Here is a 17126-nt window from a genome sequence, read left to right as displayed (position 1 = left end):
GCGTGGAGCCTTCCTCCCGCCAATCTGAACCGGGTTCGTTGAAGCCGGGTAAAAGTGCGGAAAATCCGATACCTATGCCGAACGCGACCGCGCGACGCGGCTGGCCTGCGCGACGCGGGCGGAACCCGCGGGGAGCGCAGCCGTTCGCCGAAACATGGCGATCCAAGCTCCTGAGCCTCGCAAGGGGATGCCGGACCCGAAGCTCTCGGAAGCCGAATTCCGCGCCCGCTATCTTGAGCAGTTCGCCGACCCTGCGTTCCGCGCCCTGGATGCGGAGCTGGAGCGGATCGCCGGCGTGGCGTGGGACGCCTATTCGAACCATCGCAAGGCGCCGACGACCCGCAAGGCCGGGCCGGAATTCGCGGACCCGGAGTACGACCTGTCGGTCGACTGGCTCGCGGCTCGCGAGGCGGTTCTGGAGGCCCAGGCGCGTCACGAAGACAAGGCGGGCCCCAAACGCTTCCTCATCGTCAACGCGTCTTCGCGCAGCGAACACACCTGTCCCGGCGAGATGTCCAAGTCCTGGCGCTTCGCGGAAATGGCGCTGGATATCTTCCAGGCGGCGGACAACACCGACGTCAAGGTGCTGGACCTGTCACGCCTGTCCTCGGAGTACGGGCGCCACATTCACCCCTGCAAGGCGTGCTTCTCGACGGCTCCCGCGCTCTGCCACTGGCCCTGCTCCTGCTATCCGAACCATGCTCTAGGCCAGACGCAGGACTGGATGGCGGAGATCTATCCCATGTGGGTCGAAGCCCATGGGATCATGATCGTGACGCCGGTGAACTGGTATTCGCCCACGTCGCCGCTGAAGCTGATGATGGACCGGCTGGTCTGCGCCGATGGCGGTAACCCAGACCCCACCCGCACCCATGGCAAGGACGCTCGGGCGGCCAAGCGGATCGAGCTGGAAGGGTGGGACTACCCCGGCCACCTTTCGGGACGCCTGTTCGCCTGCGTCGTCCACGGTGACGTCGAGGGCGCCGAGAACGTCCGCCGCTCCATCCACGATTGGCTGTGCTTCATGGACCTCTGCCCGGCGGGGCCCCGCGCCGAGCTCGACCGCTATATCGGCTACTGGAAGCCCTATGCGGGAAACCACGAGGAACTCGACGCCGACCTCTGCATCCAGGAGGAAGTGAGGAACGCGGCGCGCGCGCTGCTCGAGGGCGTGGAGGCCGATCGCGCGGGCAGGCTCGCGGCGGCCGGAATGGATCTGGCCCGGCCACGCCGAAAATAGCCACCCGGGAGGGGCCTGCGCGCGAGAAGGATGACGCGCGAACCCAGCGGCGGCATCATCCGGGCATGACCACCTATCGCATCGGCGTCATCGGCCTTGGCCAACGCATCGCCCACGTGCTCGCCGCCATGCAGGAAGTGGGCTGGAGCCTGGACCTGGCCGGCTACGTGGATCCACAGCCGGTGGGCCAGCCGATTCTGGCGGCGGCGGGCATCCCCTTGGGACGATCCTTCGCCACGCCGGCCGAGCTGATGAAAGGCGGGCCGTTCGACCTGCTGATGCTGGGCGCGCCGAACCACCTGCACTTCGAGCACCTGGCGTTCGCACTGGACCAGGGCGTGCCGATCTTCGCCGAGAAGCCGATCGTCCGCACCGAGGACGAGACCGCTGCCCTTGCGCGCCGCCTCGCGGACAAGGCGGCCCCGCCGGTCCACGTGGGCCTGGTCATGCGCTCCCTGCCGATCGTGCGGGACGTGCTGGCGCGGATCGACAGCGGAGAGCTGGGCGAGCTCGTCTCCATCGACGCCACCGAACACCTGCCGCCCGAGCACGGCGGCTACCTGGCCCGCAACTGGCGGCGCCGTCAGGAGTGGGGCGGAAGCTACCTCCTCGACAAGGTGGTCCACGACTTCGACGTGTTCGGCCGGATGGTCGGGGCGCGGCCCGCGCGGGTGGCCAGCTTCGGCGGCCGGAAGATCTTCACCGCCGAGCGGGTCGACCCACCGCGCGCCTGGGAGGACGGCTCGGCCGCCTATGCCCTGCGCGACGCCGGCTGGGCCGGCGCGAACGACGCCTTCCAGTCCGACATGGACGTCACCGACCACCAGGTGGCCATCGTGGAATACGCCAACGACGTGCGCCTGAGCTTCCACGCCAACAGCCATACCGCGCTGACCGAGCGGCGGTGGTACGTGGCGGGGACCGAGGGAACCCTGATCGCCGACCTGGTCCGCAACAAGCTGATGGTCCGACGGGCCCTGTTCCGCGGCAGGCCGGAGAAGATCGAGTATGGCGGCGTCACCGCCGACGCACACAACGGCGCCGACCAGGCCATGGCGCGGGACCTGCTGGCCGCCCTGGAGGGCCGCGCAGCGTTTCCGGTCTCGCCATACGAGTCGATGGAGGCCGGCCTGACGGTGATGGCCATCGACCGGGCGATGGAGGCGCGCCAGGTGGTGGAATGCGGGCCGATGTGGGCGCGCTACGACGCCGCCCGTTCAGGGCTTGGCGAGCAGCGCCTCGCCGACGAGGTCCTGTAGGGCGGGCGCCTTCGGATAGGGCGTGTGGCGGTACTGGCGGAAGCCCTCGGCCAGGTCCACGCCGAAGTCGGCGCCCACGCGCCGGCTCCAGGCCTCCATGTCGGCGCCGAGGTCGGAGATGCCGTGCTGCTTCATGACCCAGGCCGCCTGGCTGCGGTGCTCCGCCAGCATGGCGCGCTTGGTGGCGAAGGCGGCGGCGATGTCCACGCCGAAATCCCGTTGCAGCCGGACGCCGTCGCGGTCCCGCCCGCCGATGGCGTCGGCGAAGTAGAGGGCCGGGATCGCGCTGAGGGCCGGCGACGGGCCGGTTCGGTAGTTGGCCACCGGCGCGGCGAAGCAGGCGTCGCGGACGAGGATGCCGATGGCCTCGTGGTCGGGGTGGTAGTCGGCGGGCGAGGCGGTGATCACCACGTCCGGCGCGGCCCAGCGGATGAGCTCGGTGACGGCGCGCCGGGACGCGTCGTCGTTGAACACGCCGAGATCGGGAAAGCCCAGACACCGATAGTCGGCCCCGATCAGCGCGGCCGCGGCGGCGGCCTCGGCCTGGCGGATGCGGCCGGTCTCTGCAGGATCGAACTCGGCCGATCCCCCTTCGCCCGCGGTGGCGGTGACGATGCGGATCGAATGGCCTCGCGCTGCGAGCAGAGCCAGCGTGCCGCTCATCAGGATCTCGACGTCGTCCGGATGGGCGTGGACGGCGAGGACCCGGGCCATCAGCGGTCGAACTTGGTGGAGAGGACGAGGGAGGTGTTGGTGCGCTCGACGCCCTTCACCGCGCCGATCTCGTCGATGATGGCGTCCATCTCGGCCACGCCGGCCGCCTCTACCGTGGCGATCAGGTCGAAGGGGCCGCTGACCGACTGCAGGCGCCGCACGCCCGGCATCCGCTTCAGCGCCGAGGTCACCGCCGCCGCCTGCTTGGGCTCGACCGTCAGCATGATGAAGGCGTGGACCCGGCCCGCTTCGTAGGCGCCGGCCAGCCTTACCGCGTAGCCGGCTATGATCCCCGAACGCTCCAGCTTGGCCAGGCGGCTCTGCACGGTGGTGCGCGAGAGGCCCAGGGCGCGCGCCAATTCGGCCACCGGGGCGCGGGCGTTGTCGCGCAGGCGGGCCAGCAGGTGCTCGTCAAGGTCGTCCATCGGCGTTCCGCATAATCAGTCGGCGATCCGCCCAATTTAAGCCCGCATATCGCCGGGGCGCCAATTGAATGTGGCCGGGCAAAGGGGGATTCTTACGGCCATCCAGAGGGAGGAACTCTATGCGCAAGGTGGCAGTCGTCGGAGCCGGCAAGATCGGTTCGACCGTGGTGGACCTGCTGGTGGGGTCGGGCGCCTACGAGGTCGTCCTGATCGACCAGTCGGCCGAGGCCCTGGCCGAGTTCGCCGGCCGCGACCGCGTGACCACCGCCGCCATGGCCATCGACGAGTCCGGCGCCCTGGCCGCGAAGCTCGCCGGCTGCTTCGCCGTGGTGAACTGCGCGCCCTACCACCTGACCACCGCCGTCGCCCGGGCCGCCAAGGCCGCCGGCGCGCACTATCTGGACCTGACCGAGGACGTGGCCGCCAGCCGTATCGTCCGCGAGCTGGCCAAGGATTCCAAGACCGCCTTCATCCCCCAATGCGGCCTGGCTCCCGGCTTCATCACCATCGCCGCCTGGGACCTGATCAAGCATTTCGACCAGCTGCACGACGTGCGCCTGCGGGTCGGCGCCCTGCCCCGCTATCCCTCGAACGCCCTGAACTACAACCTGACCTGGTCCACGGATGGGGTGATCAACGAATACTGCGAGCCGTGCGAGGCCATCGTGAACGGCAAGCTGCGCGAGACCCCGGCGCTCGAAGAGTGCGAAGAGTTCGCCCTGGACGGCGTCACCTACGAGGCCTTCAACACCTCGGGCGGCCTGGGCACCCTGTGCCACACTCTCGACGGCCAGGTGCGGAACCTGAACTACAAGACCATCCGCTATCCGGGCCACGCGGCGATCATGAAGGCGCTGCTGAACGACCTGAACCTGCGCAACCGTCGCGACGTCTTCAAGGACATCCTGGAGAACTCGGTCCCGGCGACCATGCAGGACGTGGTCATCGTCTTCGTCACCGTCTCCGGAATGAAGAAGGGCCACCTGATGCAGGAGACCTACGTCAACAAGGTCTATGCCCAGGAGATCGGCGGCGAGGTGAAGAGCGCCATCCAGATCACCACCGCCGGCGCGATCTGCGCGGTGCTGGACATGCTGGCGGATAGGTCGATCCCCTCGAGCGGCTTCATCCGCCAGGAAGACATTCCGCTGCACGCCTTCCTGTCGAACCGGTTCGGGCGCTATTACGCCCCCGACGTCCTCCCTCTCCGCGCCGCCGCCGAGTAGCCTCATGACCGTCCAAGCCAAGATCACCTCCGCCTCGGCGGAAGCCGCCGCCGTCCTGAGCCGCCTGGGCGTCGCCGAAGCCCTCTGGACCGGCGGCAATCGCCCCGTCCGCTCGCCGGTCACCGGCGAGGTGATGGCTGAGGTCCACGACGCCTCGCCGGCGGACGTGAACGCGGCCATCGAAGCCGCCCACGCCGCCTTCCTGGCCTGGCGCAACGTGCCGGCTCCCCGCCGCGGGGAGCTGGTCCGCCTGCTGGGCGAAGAGCTGCGCGCGGCCAAGGCCGACCTGGGCGCCCTCGTCACCCTGGAAGCCGGCAAGGTGACGTCGGAGTCCCTGGGCGAGGTCCAGGAGATGATCGACATCTGCGACTACGCCGTCGGCCTGTCGCGCCAGCTGTTCGGCCTGACCATCGCCACCGAGCGTCCGGACCATCGGATGATGGAAACCTGGCACCCGCTGGGCGTCGTCGGCGTCATCTCGGCCTTCAACTTCCCCGTGGCCGTCTGGTCGTGGAATTCGGCCCTGGCGTTCGTCTGCGGCGACGCCTGCGTCTGGAAGCCCTCGGAGAAGACCCCGCTCACGGCCCTGGCGGTCCAGGCGCTGTTCGATCGCGCCTGCGCCAAGTTCGGCGAAGTCCCCGCCGGCCTGTCGTCGGTGGTGATCGGCGGCCGCGATGTGGGTGAAGCCCTGGTCGACCATCCGAAGGTCCCGCTGATCAGCGCCACCGGTTCCACGGCCATGGGCCGCGCCGTCGGTCCCCGGCTTGCGCAGCGGTTCGCCCGCGCCCTGCTGGAACTGGGCGGCAACAACGCGGCGATCATCGCCCCGACCGCCGACCTGGACCTGGCCCTGCGGGGCGTGGCGTTCGCGGCCATGGGCACCGCCGGCCAGCGCTGCACGACTCTGCGCCGCCTGTTCGTGCACGAAAGCCAGTACGACGCCTTCCTGCCCCGCCTGAAGGCGGCCTACGGCTCGGTGAAGGTGGGTGATCCGCGCGAAGCCGGGACGCTTGTCGGCCCGCTGATCGACGCCCAGGGCTTCGAGCTGATGCAGAAGGCCCTGGCCGACGCCAAGGCGGCGGGCGGCAAGGTCACCGGCGGCGAGCGCGTCGAGATGGGCGAGGCCTTCTATGCGCGTCCCGCCCTGGTGGAGATGGACAGCCAGGCCGAGGTGGTGAAGCGCGAGACCTTCGCCCCGATCCTCTACGTCATGAAGTACCGCGACCTGGACGAGGCCATCGCCCTGCAGAACGACGTGCCCCAGGGCCTGTCGTCGTCGATCTTCACCAACGACATGCGCGAGGCTGAGCTGTTCATCTCGGGCCGCGGCTCGGACTGCGGCATCGCCAACGTCAACATCGGCCCCTCGGGCGCCGAGATCGGCGGGGCGTTCGGCGGCGAAAAGGAGACGGGTGGCGGCCGCGAGGCGGGCTCCGACTCCTGGAAGGCCTACATGCGCCGGGCCACCAACACCCTGAACTACGGCAAGACCCTGCCGCTGGCCCAGGGCGTGACCTTCGACGTCTAACGATAGGGCTCTCTCCCCTGCATTGCGGGGGAGAAGCACGCGTCAAACGGGCGTTTGCCTCGCTGGCGCGGCCTTGGCACAATCGGGCTTTCAGACCTTCATTTTGAAAGACCCTGTTTTGACCATTTCTCCTCCGGCGGCGGCGGCCAACGCCGCCGACCCGCTGGTCTCCGTCGACGCCCTGATCGAGGGCCTGGGCTCGGTCGGCTACATCGCCTCGCGCCGGATCGCGACCGCCCTCTTCATGGCCGTGAAGCTGGAGAAGCCGATCCTGGTGGAAGGCTCGGCCGGCGTCGGCAAGACCGAGCTGGCGCTCTCCACCGCCACCTTGCTCGGCCTGCCGCTGATCCGGATGCAGTGCTACGAGGGCCTGGACGAGTCCAAGGCGCTGTACGAGTGGAAGTACGGCAAGCAGCTGCTCTACACCCAGATCCTCAAGGACCGGATGGGCGAGACCCTGGCCGACGCGCCCGACATGGACGCAGCCATGGATCGCCTGCATGGCATGGGCGACCTGTTCTTCTCCGAGCCGTTCCTGGAACCGCGGCCGCTGATGAAGGCGCTGCGCGAGGACGACGGCTGCGTCCTGCTGATCGACGAGGTGGACAAGTCGGACGAGGCGTTCGAGGCGTTCCTGCTGGAGGTGCTGTCGGCCTACCAGGTCTCGGTGCCGGAACTGGGCGTGCTGAAGGCCAAAACGCCGCCGCTGGTGTTCCTGACCTCGAACAATGTCCGCGACCTGGGCGACGCCCTGAAGCGCCGCTGCCTGCACCTGCATATCCCCCTGCCCGAGGCGGCGCTGGAGGAGCGGATCGTGGCCAGCCGCGTGCCGGGCATCGAGGCGAAGCTGACGCGTGAGCTGGTGGGCTTCGTGCAGACCCTGCGGACCCTGGACCTGCGCAAGTCGCCCTCGATCTCGGAGACCGTGGACTGGGCCCGCGCCCTGGTCCTGCTGCACGCCGGCAGCCTGGCGCCCGAGGTGGTGCGTGACACCCTGAACGTGATCCTGAAGTTCGAGCAGGACATCGCCGCGGTCGAGCCCCAGGTGGTCGAACTGCTGCACCGCAAGTGATGCAGCACACCCTCGAACAGTTCTTCCGCGCGCTGCGGGCCGCCGACGTCCGGGTCTCGCCGGCCGAGGCGATCGACGCCAGCCGGGCGATCGCGGTGACCGGCTATGGCGACCGGACCCTGTTCCGGGACGCCCTGTGCTCGACCCTGGCCAAGTCGGCCGAGGAGGTCGAACGCTTCGAAGCCGTGTTCGACACCTTCTTCGCGAGAGATGCGGCGCCCCCGCCGCCGCCCGAGGGATCGGAGCGGGAGGAGCCGTCCGCGCAGGACATGGCGGCCACCGAGAGCTCCCCACTCGCGCAGGCGGTGCTGCAGGGCGACGCGGCCCAGGTCCAGCAGTCGATGGAGGAGGCGGCCGCCCGCGCCGGCGTCGCCGACATCCGCCTGACCACCCAGCGCTCGCGCCTGACGCGCCGGCTGCTGGAGGAGATGGGGCTGGAGGAGATCGAGCGGATCATCGCCAATGCCCGCCGCATGCCCAATGGCGAGGGCGAGGGCCTGGCCGACCGGCTGGACCAGGCGCGCCGGGACCTGTTCGCCCAGGCCCAGCAATATGTGGCGAGACAGCACGACCTCTATGCCGCGGGCTCGGCCCGGGAGCTGCGCGAGGAGCGGCTGGCGCGGAAGCAGCTCAACGCCGACGGCGGCGTCGATCCCGTCGACTACCAGCTCATGCAGGCGCTGGTGAAGAAGATGGCCAAGCGGCTGGCGACCAAGTACGCCCGCCGCCGCCGCGCCGCCCAGAAAGGCCACCTGGACGTCCGCAAGACCCTGCGGCGCTCGATGGCCTACGGCGGCGTGCCGTTCCAGATCGAGTGGAAGGTCAAGAAGGTCGACAGGCCGTCGATCGTGGCGATCTGCGATGTCTCCAAGTCGGTGGCCGCCGCCGCCCAGTTCCTGCTGACCTTCCTCTATTCGCTGAACGAGGTGGTCGACCGGATGGACGCGTTCGCCTTCTCCGGCCGGATGATCAGCGTGAACGACATCCTGGACGAGAACGGGGTCGAGGGCGCGATCCTGAAAGTGCTGCAGGAGATCGGCTTCCAGCAGACCGACTACGGCCGCTCACTGCAGGACTTCGCCGAGCAGCACCTCGACAGCCTGGACCGCCGCACCACCGTGATCTTCCTGGGCGACGGCCGCTCGAACTTCGCCGATCCGCGCCTCGACATCATGAAGCAGATCCACGATCGCAGCCGCGCGGTGATCTGGCTGAACCCGGAGCCCGAGAGCTATTGGGGCCAGGGCGACAGCGTCATGAACCGCTACGCCCGCTTCTGCCACGTGGCCAAGCAGTGCGGCACCATCGAGCAGCTGGAGCGGATCATCGAGGACGTGCTCAGGAGCTACGTCCCGCACTGACGTCGCCGGCGCGTTTCACCTTCAGCGCGGCCGTGATGTGTTCGTGCCGCGCGCGCGTGATGGCGTAGGGGGCGAACACCAGGGCGCCGAGGCCGACCAGCGCGGCGGGAACCCAGCCCCACGCCAGGACAAGGTGAGACAGCACGTCCTCGGAGACCACGGCGTTCACCTGCCGGCCGACATCGCGGGGGAAGCGCAGCAGGTCCAGGGCGAAGCCGCCGATCAGGAGGCCCATCCCGTTGGAGGCCTTGCCCGCGAACCCGAGCCCGGAGAAGAACAGACCCTCCCGGCGCGAGCCGTGCAGATGTTCGTGCTCCTCGGCCGCGTCGGCCATCATCGAGGGGAACACGATGAAGACGAGGCCCGAGGCCAAGCCGAAGACCAGCGCGCTGGCGCAGAGCCACGGCAGGGCGGCTGCGCCGACGGGCGCGAAGAGGCCCAGGCCGCGCGCGCCGGGCAGGACGATCCAGCCGATGGCGACCAGGGCGAAGCCGATGGCGGCCACCGTCTTCTTCTCCATCTTGCGGAGCAGCGCGGGCGTGAGCGGCACGCCGGCCAGGATGCCGGCCAGGTAGACGTAGGTGATCACCTGGATGGTCTCGGGGAGGAGCTTCCAGACGAAGACGTAGGTGTGGTTGTTCAGCGCCTGGTGCACGCCCACGGCGCTGGCGAACAGCAGCATCGAGAGGAACAGGATCAGGAACGTCCGGTTGCGCAGGATCTCGGCCACCTCGCCGACGAAACGGCTGACCATCGGCTCGGGCGGGGTGTTGGGCTGCGGCAGGGCGGCGGCGTAGCGCCAGACGCCGGCGCAGCAAATGAGTCCGCCTGCCAGCACCAGCGCCCCGATCGTCCAGCCGAAGGCCGGATAGCTTTCGGGACGCTGCAAGCCGCCCTCCCCGGCGAAGAACACCGAATAGGCCAGGGCGGTGATCAGGACGCTGACCAGGATGCCGGAGAGCAGCCGGTAGGCCACGATGCGCGAGCGCTCGACGTAGTCGTCCGACATCTCTCCGCCGAGGGCGAAGTAGGGGATGTTGTACATCGAGGCGAAGGCCCGGACGCCGCCCTTCGTCAGGGTCAGCCAGAGGAACAGCAGGAACGGCGTTATCCCCGACGGCGGGGCGAACAGCAGGCCCATGGTCACCATGGTCAGCGGCGCGGCCAGCAGCATCATGGGCAGGCGCCGGCCGAAGCGGGACCTGACGCTGTCCGACCAGGATCCGATCAGGGGGTCGAGCGCCGCGTCCACGGTCATGCTGATGGCGAGGGCGGCGCCGACCATGCTGCCCGACAGGCCGAGAACCGCCGTGTAGTAGAAGAAGATGAAGGTGTTGATCGCCAGGTAGCCGGACTCGATGAACTGCCCGACGCTGTAGAAGAACTTGACCGCGGCGGGGGGCTTCAGCGTAGCCCCATGCGGTGTCGCCTGGGTCCCGGCGGCCTCGCCGCCCACCCCTTGTACGCCGTCCACGACCGCCACCTGGTTTCCTCCCGTGCGGTTCTTGTTGTGGAAACGGTAGCCCCCTGCCGACGCGTGGCAACGGTGACCCCACGTCACGCGAGGCCTATTCCGCCATCTCCAGGGCCGCGGCGACCTCGGCGTGACGGCGGCGGGTGATCGTATAGGCCCCCAGGATCGCGATGGCGCCTGCGACCACTATCGCGCCGAACGGGCCCCAAGCGAACAGGATCCGCTGCTGGAGCGGTTCGGAGAGCGTCAGCCCCACTTCGCGCCCGGCGTCCTTGGGGAAGCGGATCAGGTCCAGCAAGAAGCCGGAAACCAGCACGCCCAGCCCGGTCGCCGCCTTGAAGGCAAAGCCCAGGCCGGCGAAGTACAGCCCTTCGCGGCGGCGGCCGAATAGGCGCCGGTGTTCGTCGGCGGCGTCGGCCATCATCGAGGGAAAGGCGATGGCGCAGAAGCCCGCTCCCAGCCCCGCCACCGCGACCAGGGCGGACAGGAGCGGCGTCGCGGCCGCGCCCTCCAGCGTCACCAGCCCCGCGATCCGCGGCAGGCCGAGCAGCAGCCAGGCGCCCGCGACCAGGCCCATGCCGATCATCGCCACGGTCTTCTTCTCGATCACGCGCGTGACCAGGGGCGTCAGCGGCACGCCCAGGAACAGGCCGCCCAGGAACGAGAAGGTGGCCGTCTGGATCATCTGCGGCTGCAGCTTCCAGACGAAGACGTAGGCGTGGCTGTTGAAGGCCGAGTTCACGCCGACGGCCGTGTAGCAGACGCCCGCGGCGAAGAAGAGGATGCGGAACGAGCGGTTGCGGAAGATCTCGGCCACCTCGCCCGGCAGGCGTCGGAGAAGGTGCCGCTCCACCGGGGGCACGCCCGGGAGCAGGGCGGCGTACCGCGCCGAACCGATCGTCGAGACCAGGGTCGAGGTCGCGATGATCGCCGCGATCGTCCAGCCGAAGCCGAGATACCCCTCCGGCCTCTGCAGCCCTCCTTCGCCCTTGAAGAAGACCGAATAGGCCAGGCCCGTCGCAGCGCCCGTGGCCAGGATGCCGAACACCGTGCGCCAGGCCACGACGCTGGACCGCTCGTGATAGTCGGCGGACATCTCCGCGCCGAGGGCGACGTAGGGCACGTGGAACATGGAAACCCCGGCCCGCACCACGATCGCCCAGCCAGCCAGCCAGGCGAAGAGCGCAAGGTCGGGCAGGCCGGCCGGCGGGGCGAACAGCATGCCGACGCTGAGCGCCATGAGCGGTCCCCCGAACGCCATCAGCGGGATGCGGCGACCGAAGCGCGAGCGGAGGTTGTCGGACCAGGAGCCGAAGAAGGGGTCGACCGCCGCGTCCGCGCACAGGCCGAGGAACAGGGCCGCGCCCACCAGGCTGCCCGACAGCCCCAGCACCGCCGTGTAGTAGAAGAAGACGAACGCCACGGCGGCGATGAACGACGACTCGCCCATGTTCCCCAGGCCGTAGAGGAACTTGACCGGCAGGCTCGGCCGAGGATGCGCGGCCGTGGGCCGGGCTTCGATCCCCTCCGCCAAATCATCCTCCCGCACGCCGTCGGCGCAGGACCGTATTCCCTGTGCGGCCGGTGGCAAGCCTCCGGCGCGCGGCGGCTCAGGCCTTCAGCATGTCCGGCGTGATCGGTAGGCTGCGGATGCGCTTGCCGGTGGCGGCGAAGATGGCGTTGGTGAGGGCCGGGATCGCTGGCGGCAAGGCCGGCTCGCCCAGACCCGTCGGCGGGAAATCGGTCTTCAGGAACTTCACCTCCACCGCCGGCGCCTCGCTGATGCGCATCAGCGGGTAGTCGGTGAAGTTGGACTGCTCCACCCGACCCGCCTCGATGGTGATGGCCTGGTGAAGGGCCTCGGAGAGGCCGTCCAGCACCGAGCCCTGCACCTGGTTGAGCGCGCCATGCGGGTTGATGATCTGGCTGCCCACGTCGGCGGCGACCCAGACCTTCTTCACCTTCACCGCGCCCTCGGGCGAGCAGGCCACATGCGCCACCTCGGCGAAATAGCCCAGGTGGCTGTAGTAGCAGGCCACGCCCATGCCCTCGCCCTTGGGCAGCTTGGCCTTGCCCCAGCCGGACATCTCGCCGACCGCCTGCAGCACGCCCTTCATGCGGGCCGCGCCATAGGCGGCCGGCGGATCACCGACCGTGGGCTTGTCGCCCAGGAGCTTGATCTGGAAGGCCAGGGGATCGGCGCCCGCCGCGTGCGCCAGTTCATCGATGAACGACTGCATGACGAAGGCCAGGGCGTTGGAGCCCGGCGCCCGGAGCGGCCCCGTCGGCACGCCCAGGGACATGGTCGACACTTCCAGTCGGCAGTTGGGCACGAACCGCGCCGGATACTCGGCCGCCGACATGCCGGCGCTGGGCGCCATGGTCGTTCCCTCGCCGAAGGTGACGAAGTGGTCGTGCCAGGCGGTGACATTGCCCGCCGCGTCCACGCCGCCGCGGAAGAAGTGGAAGCCCGCCGGCCGGTAGTGATCGTGGGCCATGTCGTCTTCGCGGGTCCACAGCAGCTTCACCGGGGCGCCGGTCTCGCGCGCGATCCAGGCGGCCTCGACCATATAGTCGTTGGCCAGCCGCCGGCCGAACCCGCCGCCGCCGCGGATCATGTGGACGGTGATGTCGTCGGGATTGATGCCGAGGGTCTTGGCGGTGAGCTGGCGGCCGGGTTCGGGGTTCTGGGTCGGCGCCCAGATCTCCAGCTTCCCGTCCTTGAACTCGGCCGTGCAGTTCTGCGGCTCGAGGTTGGCATGGCTCAGGAACGGATAGGCGTAGGCCGCCTCCACGGTCTTGGCAGAGGCCTTCAGCGCCGCGTCGACGTCGCCGTCGTTGCGGGCCGTGCGCTGGGCCTTGCCCGCCGCGATCGCCTTGGCCTGCTCGGCGAACAGCTTGCTGGATTGTTTCGAGGTGGGGTGGTCGTTCCACTTGACGTTCAGCTTGTCGCGGCCCTTGCGCGCCGCCCACCAGCTGTCGGCCACCACGGCCACGCCGGGCATCAGCCCCTGGCCGATGTTGCCGGGCCCGGGGCTCATGGCATTGGGATCGCCCTCGACCACGAAGGCCTTGCGCACGCCCTTGACGCCCTTGGCGGCCTCGAGGTCGGCGCTCGCCACCGTGGCGGCGAAGACCGGCGCCTTCTCGAACGTGGCGTACAGCATCCCCGGACGGCGCACGTCGATGCCGAACAGCGGCTCGCCCGTGGCGATCTTGGCGACGTCGTACTGGGCCTTGGGCTTGCCGATGATGTTGTAGGTCTTGGGATCCTTCAGCGTCAGCGACTTCGGGTCCGGCGGCGTGACGTTGGCGCAGGCCATGGCCAGGGAGCCATAGGTGCGCTTCTTGCCCGACGGCTTGTGGACCACGTTGCCCGGAACCGTCGCGCAGTCGCCCGGCCCGCAGTTCCAGGCGGTGGCGGCGGCCTGGATCAGCATGGCGCGCGCCACAGCGCCCACGCGGCGCAGCTCTTCCCAGTGCAGCGGCGTGGCCATGCTGCCGCCGGCGAACTGGCGGCCATAGGCCTTGGGATCGCTGTCGGCCTGCTCGATCACGACGTCTTCCCACGCCACGTCGAGCTCCTCGGCGATCAGCATGGGCAACATGGTCTTCACGCCCTGGCCCACTTCGGGGTTCTTGGCGGTGATCGTGACCTTTCCGTTCGGCGCCACCTGAACATAGGCGTTCAGCGGCTTGACGGCGTCGTCCTGGGCCTCGGCCTTGGAGGCGATGGAGAAGGCCAGGGTCAGGCCCCCGGCGCCCACCGAGGTCAGGATCTCGCGGCGGTTGGCCTTCAGGTCATGATAGGTCATGGCTCAGGCCTCCTTCTGGCCGGAGGCGCGCTTGATGGCGGCGCGGATGCGGACGTAGGTGGCGCAGCGGCAGATGTTGCCGTTCATCGCCTCGTCGATCTGGGCGTCGGTAGGCTTGGGCGTCTTGGCCAGCAGAGCGGTGGCGCTCATGATCTGGCCCGCCTGGCAATAGCCGCACTGCGCGACATCCAGTTCCATCCAGGCCGCCTGCACCTTCTTGCCGACGGGATGGGCGGCCATCCCCTCGATGGTGCTGATCTTGGCCGCGCCCACGCTCTCCACGGGGATCTGGCAGGAGCGCATCGGCTGGCCGTCGATGTGGACGGTGCAGGCCCCGCATGCGGCGACCCCGCAGCCATACTTCGTGCCGACGAAGCCCAGGGTGTCGCGCAGCACCCAGAGGAGCGGCGTGTCGCCATCGACATCGGCGCTGACCGCCTTGCCGTTCACGGTGAGGGAATAGGCCATACCTGCATCTCCGCCCTTGTCCGGACGATGCTACCCGTGCGTCCCCCGTCGGGAAAGCGGCGGTGCATGACGGAGCTGTAATGTTCGCCGATCGCCTATTCCCGCTCCACCGGGAAGCAGATGTCGGCCGTGAAGCCTTGGGGCTCGAAGCGGGCCACGACGTGGCCGCCGTTGTTGCGCAGCGAAATATCCAGGAGTCGGGTGCCGAAGCCCCGGCGCGATGGGGGCTTCACCGCCGGGCCGCCGGTTTCGGACCACCGCAGGTGCGCGTTCGGGCTATCGTCCGCGATCAGTTCGAGCTTCACCCGGCCCTTGGGCGCCGACAGCGCGCCGTATTTCACGGCATTGGTCGAAAGCTCGTGCAGCAACAGCGCCATGGCGATCACCATGTCGTTCGAGATGCGGAGATCCTCCAGCCGTGGGTCGATGTCGAAGCGCGACGGGTCGAAGGGCGTCAGCGCCCGGCCCAGCAGATCGCCCAGACGCAGGGAGCCTCCGGACCCCTGGGTGACCAGATCCTGGCTGTCGGCCATGGACTGCAGCCGGGCCATGAGGACGGCCTTGAAGTCCTCGACCGTGCCGACGCCCTTCGCCGTCTGGGCGACGATGGCCATCATCACCAGGATGCCGTTCTTGGCCCTGTGGGCCAGCTCCCTCAGCACGAGGCCACGGCGTTCCTCCGCGGACTTGCGGTCGGTGATGTCCAGGTTCGACCCCACGGCCCGCACGACGCCGGACGCATCCTTCAGCAGACGCCCGCGGCTCAGGATCCAGCGCGGCCGGGTGTCGGCGGCCGGCCGCGTGCGATGCTCCATGCTGAAGAGGGCGTCGTCCGGTCCTTCGCTGGCCCGGCGGTAGGCGTCGCGCACCAGCTCCCGGTCGTCGGGGTGCACCAGCTCGGGATAATCCGCGATCGTCAGCGGCCGGTCCGGCTCGACGCCGAACAGCTCGCAATTGCGGGCGTTCCACCTCAGCTCGCCGCTGGGGACATCCCACTCCCACAGGCCCAAGCCGGCAGCTTCCACCGCCGCCTCCAGGCGCCGGAGGCGTTCGCGCAGGACCTCAGCGGTCTCATTGTCGCCGCCCTTCGCCAAATCCTCGGCCCCCAACGGCCGTACGCTACAGCCGGCCGCAATCTGACCCCCCGCGCCGGGCGCCACAACAGCCTATGTGAATAGGTCGCAGCTTCAGCTTGGAGTCGCCGTCAGGCGCGCGGCAGCAAGACCACCGCGTCCGACAGCTCGTTGGGATTGTCGCCGGGCCGGGACGGAAAGCGTTCGGCGAGGACATCGCCGCAGAGCGCTACGGCCGCGGTGAAGCCCTCGGCCGGCCGACCCCGCTTGAGGCCGGCGACCAGGACCGACATGGCCCGGTCCCAGGTGTCCTCAGGAACCTGGGCGTGGATGGCTTCGTCCGCGATCAGCTCGGCCATCCGCTCGGCGGCCGAGACATAGATCAACACCCCGGTCCGCTCGCGGGTGGCGTGGAGGTTCTTGGACAGGAACTGCTCCTCGGCGCGGGTCCGGACGCGCTCGCGCTTGAAGCCCCGCGGCGTCAACGCCCGGCGCACCGGCGGGATGGCCACGATGAAGAGGGTCGCCACGAACAGCAGCCCCTGCATGAGCAGCGTGCCCACCAGGGCGGCGCGGGCGGTGGCTTCGCCCACGTCCTCGACCTGGTCCGCGGTCCAGCCGCCGAACAGGGACATGTCCGGCGCCGTCACCTCGATGCCGAGCAGCAGCAGGATCGTGGGGGCCAGCAGGGCGACGCCCGCCGCCCAGGCCAGCGGCGTCGCGTGATAATCCGCACTCTCCTCGGCCAGCACGCAGTAGATCTCGCCTGTCGTCCGCGCCTCGGCGGCTGGAGCCCGGACCCGAGAGGATGAACGGCAACAGCCACCAGAGGCCGCTGCCGCCCCGCCGGCGACGCCCGCCGAAGGCGCGGAGGATGCCGCTCAGCACCCAGAAGACGATGACGATGATGACGATCAGGGGAACGCCGACGCCGCTGTCGCCCCGCTCGTCGGCGGCGATGGTGACTTTCGGGGCCGACTCCGCCTCGGCCACGGCCGCCTTTTGCTCTTCGGGCGGCAGGCCGATCTGGCGCGCGATGGCTTCGGTCCCGTCGACGACGCCCTTCTCCATGTCGCCCGCCTTGAAGGCTGGCAGGATGGCGCGCTGGATGATCAGGCTGGAGAGCGCATCGGTCAGGACCGGCTCCAGCCCATAGCCAACCTCGATCCGCACCTTCCGCTGGTTCGGCGCGACGATGAGGATGGCGCCGTCGTCCTGCTCCTTGCGGCCGATGCCCCAGGTCCGGAGCAGCTGGTAGCCGTAGTCCTCGATCTCGTAGCCCTGCAGGTCGGGCAGGGTCGCCACGACGAGCTGGTGGCCGGTCTGTTGCTCCAGCGTCGCCAGCTCCCGGGTCAGCCGCGCCTCCGCCGCCGGCGACAGGATTTCGGCATTGTCCACCACCCGCCCGGTGAGGGGCGGGAAGCTCGGCGCCGCGAGGGCGAGGGTCGGCAGGACCAGCGCGAGCGCCAGC

Annotated in this window: 15 protein-coding genes and 1 pseudogene; 7 read left to right on the top strand and 9 right to left on the bottom strand. The window is 69.4% G+C overall.

The genetic code is table 11. The annotated features are described in order from the left end of the window. The first annotated feature begins 187 nt into the window (after positions 1 to 187). A complete protein-coding gene (locus AX721_RS12025; protein WP_082765214.1) occupies positions 188 to 1240 on the top strand; it encodes a flavodoxin family protein in 1053 nt (350 codons plus the stop codon). Positions 1241 to 1305: 65 nt separating this feature from the next. Further along, on the top strand, positions 1306 to 2499 hold the full coding sequence (locus AX721_RS12020; protein WP_068876244.1) for a Gfo/Idh/MocA family protein: 1194 nt from the start codon (positions 1306 to 1308) through the stop codon (positions 2497 to 2499). On the opposite strand, the gene AX721_RS12015 is transcribed toward AX721_RS12020, so the two are convergent. Together AX721_RS12015 and AX721_RS12010 are read right to left on the bottom strand one after the other, a co-directional pair. Beyond that, positions 2458 to 3213, bottom strand: a complete 756-nt coding sequence (locus AX721_RS12015) for a PIG-L deacetylase family protein (RefSeq protein ID WP_068876243.1) — start codon at positions 3211 to 3213, stop codon at positions 2458 to 2460. The two genes, AX721_RS12020 and AX721_RS12015, sit on opposite strands and share 42 nt — an antisense overlap. Further along, the gene (locus AX721_RS12010) at positions 3213 to 3638 is read right to left on the bottom strand and encodes an Lrp/AsnC family transcriptional regulator (RefSeq protein WP_068876242.1); all 426 of its coding nucleotides are present in this window, start codon (positions 3636 to 3638) and stop codon (positions 3213 to 3215) included. Before AX721_RS12010 ends, AX721_RS12015 begins: the two co-directional genes overlap by 1 nt. 119 nt (positions 3639 to 3757) lie before the next feature. Here AX721_RS12010 and AX721_RS12005 point away from each other — a divergent pair, with 119 nt between their 5' ends. From AX721_RS12005 to AX721_RS11990, 4 genes are all read left to right on the top strand, one after another. Then, entirely contained in the window at positions 3758 to 4864 is a 1107-nt protein-coding gene (locus AX721_RS12005; RefSeq protein ID WP_068876241.1) for a saccharopine dehydrogenase family protein, read from the top strand. 4 nt (positions 4865 to 4868) lie between these two features. Then, positions 4869 to 6392 (top strand): aldehyde dehydrogenase family protein, encoded by a 1524-nt coding sequence (locus AX721_RS12000; RefSeq protein ID WP_068876240.1) that lies wholly within the window; start codon positions 4869 to 4871, stop codon positions 6390 to 6392. A gap of 118 nt (positions 6393 to 6510) precedes the next feature. Further along, positions 6511 to 7464: a MoxR family ATPase gene (locus tag AX721_RS11995; protein WP_082765213.1), complete on the top strand. Its 954-nt coding sequence runs from the start codon at positions 6511 to 6513 to the stop codon at positions 7462 to 7464. Next, positions 7464 to 8825 (top strand): VWA domain-containing protein, encoded by a 1362-nt coding sequence (locus AX721_RS11990; protein WP_068876239.1) that lies wholly within the window; start codon positions 7464 to 7466, stop codon positions 8823 to 8825. Before AX721_RS11995 ends, AX721_RS11990 begins: the two co-directional genes overlap by 1 nt. Here AX721_RS11990 and AX721_RS11985 read toward each other — a convergent pair. From AX721_RS11985 to AX721_RS28315, 6 genes are all read right to left on the bottom strand, one after another. Further along, entirely contained in the window at positions 8803 to 10308 is a 1506-nt protein-coding gene (locus AX721_RS11985; protein WP_068876238.1) for an MFS transporter, read from the bottom strand. The two genes, AX721_RS11990 and AX721_RS11985, sit on opposite strands and share 23 nt — an antisense overlap. An 85-nt stretch (positions 10309 to 10393) precedes the next feature. After that, complete coding sequence (locus AX721_RS11980) at positions 10394 to 11833, bottom strand: MFS transporter (RefSeq protein WP_068876237.1); 1440 nt, start codon at positions 11831 to 11833, stop codon at positions 10394 to 10396. Between the two features lie 76 nt (positions 11834 to 11909). After that, positions 11910 to 14114, bottom strand: coding sequence for a xanthine dehydrogenase family protein molybdopterin-binding subunit (locus AX721_RS11975; protein WP_068876236.1), 2205 nt, complete (start codon positions 14112 to 14114; stop codon positions 11910 to 11912). A 3-nt stretch (positions 14115 to 14117) separates the two neighbouring features. Then, on the bottom strand, positions 14118 to 14582 hold the full coding sequence (locus AX721_RS11970) for a (2Fe-2S)-binding protein (RefSeq protein ID WP_068876235.1): 465 nt from the start codon (positions 14580 to 14582) through the stop codon (positions 14118 to 14120). 95 nt (positions 14583 to 14677) lie between these two features. Next, the gene (locus AX721_RS11965; RefSeq protein ID WP_068876234.1) at positions 14678 to 15676 is read right to left on the bottom strand and encodes a sensor histidine kinase; all 999 of its coding nucleotides are present in this window, start codon (positions 15674 to 15676) and stop codon (positions 14678 to 14680) included. Between the two features lie 110 nt (positions 15677 to 15786). After that, positions 15787 to 16407: a TPM domain-containing protein gene (locus tag AX721_RS28315; protein WP_068876233.1), complete on the bottom strand. Its 621-nt coding sequence runs from the start codon at positions 16405 to 16407 to the stop codon at positions 15787 to 15789. Between the two features lie 122 nt (positions 16408 to 16529). Between AX721_RS28315 and AX721_RS28765 the strand changes: the two genes are divergently transcribed. After that, a complete protein-coding gene (locus AX721_RS28765; RefSeq protein WP_068876232.1) occupies positions 16530 to 16811 on the top strand; it encodes a hypothetical protein in 282 nt (93 codons plus the stop codon). On the opposite strand, the pseudogene AX721_RS28760 reads toward AX721_RS28765, so the two are convergent. Continuing rightward, positions 16745 to 17053, bottom strand: a pseudogene (locus AX721_RS28760) (YgcG family protein); the annotation flags it as partial. The gene AX721_RS28765 and the pseudogene AX721_RS28760 sit on opposite strands and share 67 nt — an antisense overlap. Between the last annotated feature and the right edge of the window lie 73 nt (positions 17054 to 17126).

Source organism: Phenylobacterium sp. CCH9-H3 (assembly GCF_001557235.1).
GTDB lineage: Bacteria > Pseudomonadota > Alphaproteobacteria > Caulobacterales > Caulobacteraceae > Phenylobacterium.
Note: the sequence above shows the minus strand (reverse complement) of the source record. Positions and strands in the feature narration are given on the sequence as shown.

Bases quoted from the DNA above. Each gene is read 5' to 3' on its own strand.
- AX721_RS11990 (WP_068876239.1), top strand. From the start codon at position 7,464: ATGCAGCACACCCTCGAACAGTTCTTCCGCGCGCTGCGGGCCGCCGAC.
- AX721_RS12005 (WP_068876241.1), top strand. From the start codon at position 3,758: ATGCGCAAGGTGGCAGTCGTCGGAGCCGGCAAGATCGGTTCGACCGTG.
- AX721_RS11970 (WP_068876235.1), bottom strand. From the start codon at position 14,582: ATGGCCTATTCCCTCACCGTGAACGGCAAGGCGGTCAGCGCCGATGTC.
- AX721_RS12025 (WP_082765214.1), top strand. From the start codon at position 188: ATGCCGGACCCGAAGCTCTCGGAAGCCGAATTCCGCGCCCGCTATCTT.
- AX721_RS28765 (WP_068876232.1), top strand. From the start codon at position 16,530: ATGCCGCTCAGCACCCAGAAGACGATGACGATGATGACGATCAGGGGA.
- AX721_RS11975 (WP_068876236.1), bottom strand. From the start codon at position 14,114: ATGACCTATCATGACCTGAAGGCCAACCGCCGCGAGATCCTGACCTCG.
- AX721_RS12010 (WP_068876242.1), bottom strand. From the start codon at position 3,638: ATGGACGACCTTGACGAGCACCTGCTGGCCCGCCTGCGCGACAACGCC.
- AX721_RS12015 (WP_068876243.1), bottom strand. From the start codon at position 3,213: ATGGCCCGGGTCCTCGCCGTCCACGCCCATCCGGACGACGTCGAGATC.
- AX721_RS12000 (WP_068876240.1), top strand. From the start codon at position 4,869: ATGACCGTCCAAGCCAAGATCACCTCCGCCTCGGCGGAAGCCGCCGCC.
- AX721_RS12020 (WP_068876244.1), top strand. From the start codon at position 1,306: ATGACCACCTATCGCATCGGCGTCATCGGCCTTGGCCAACGCATCGCC.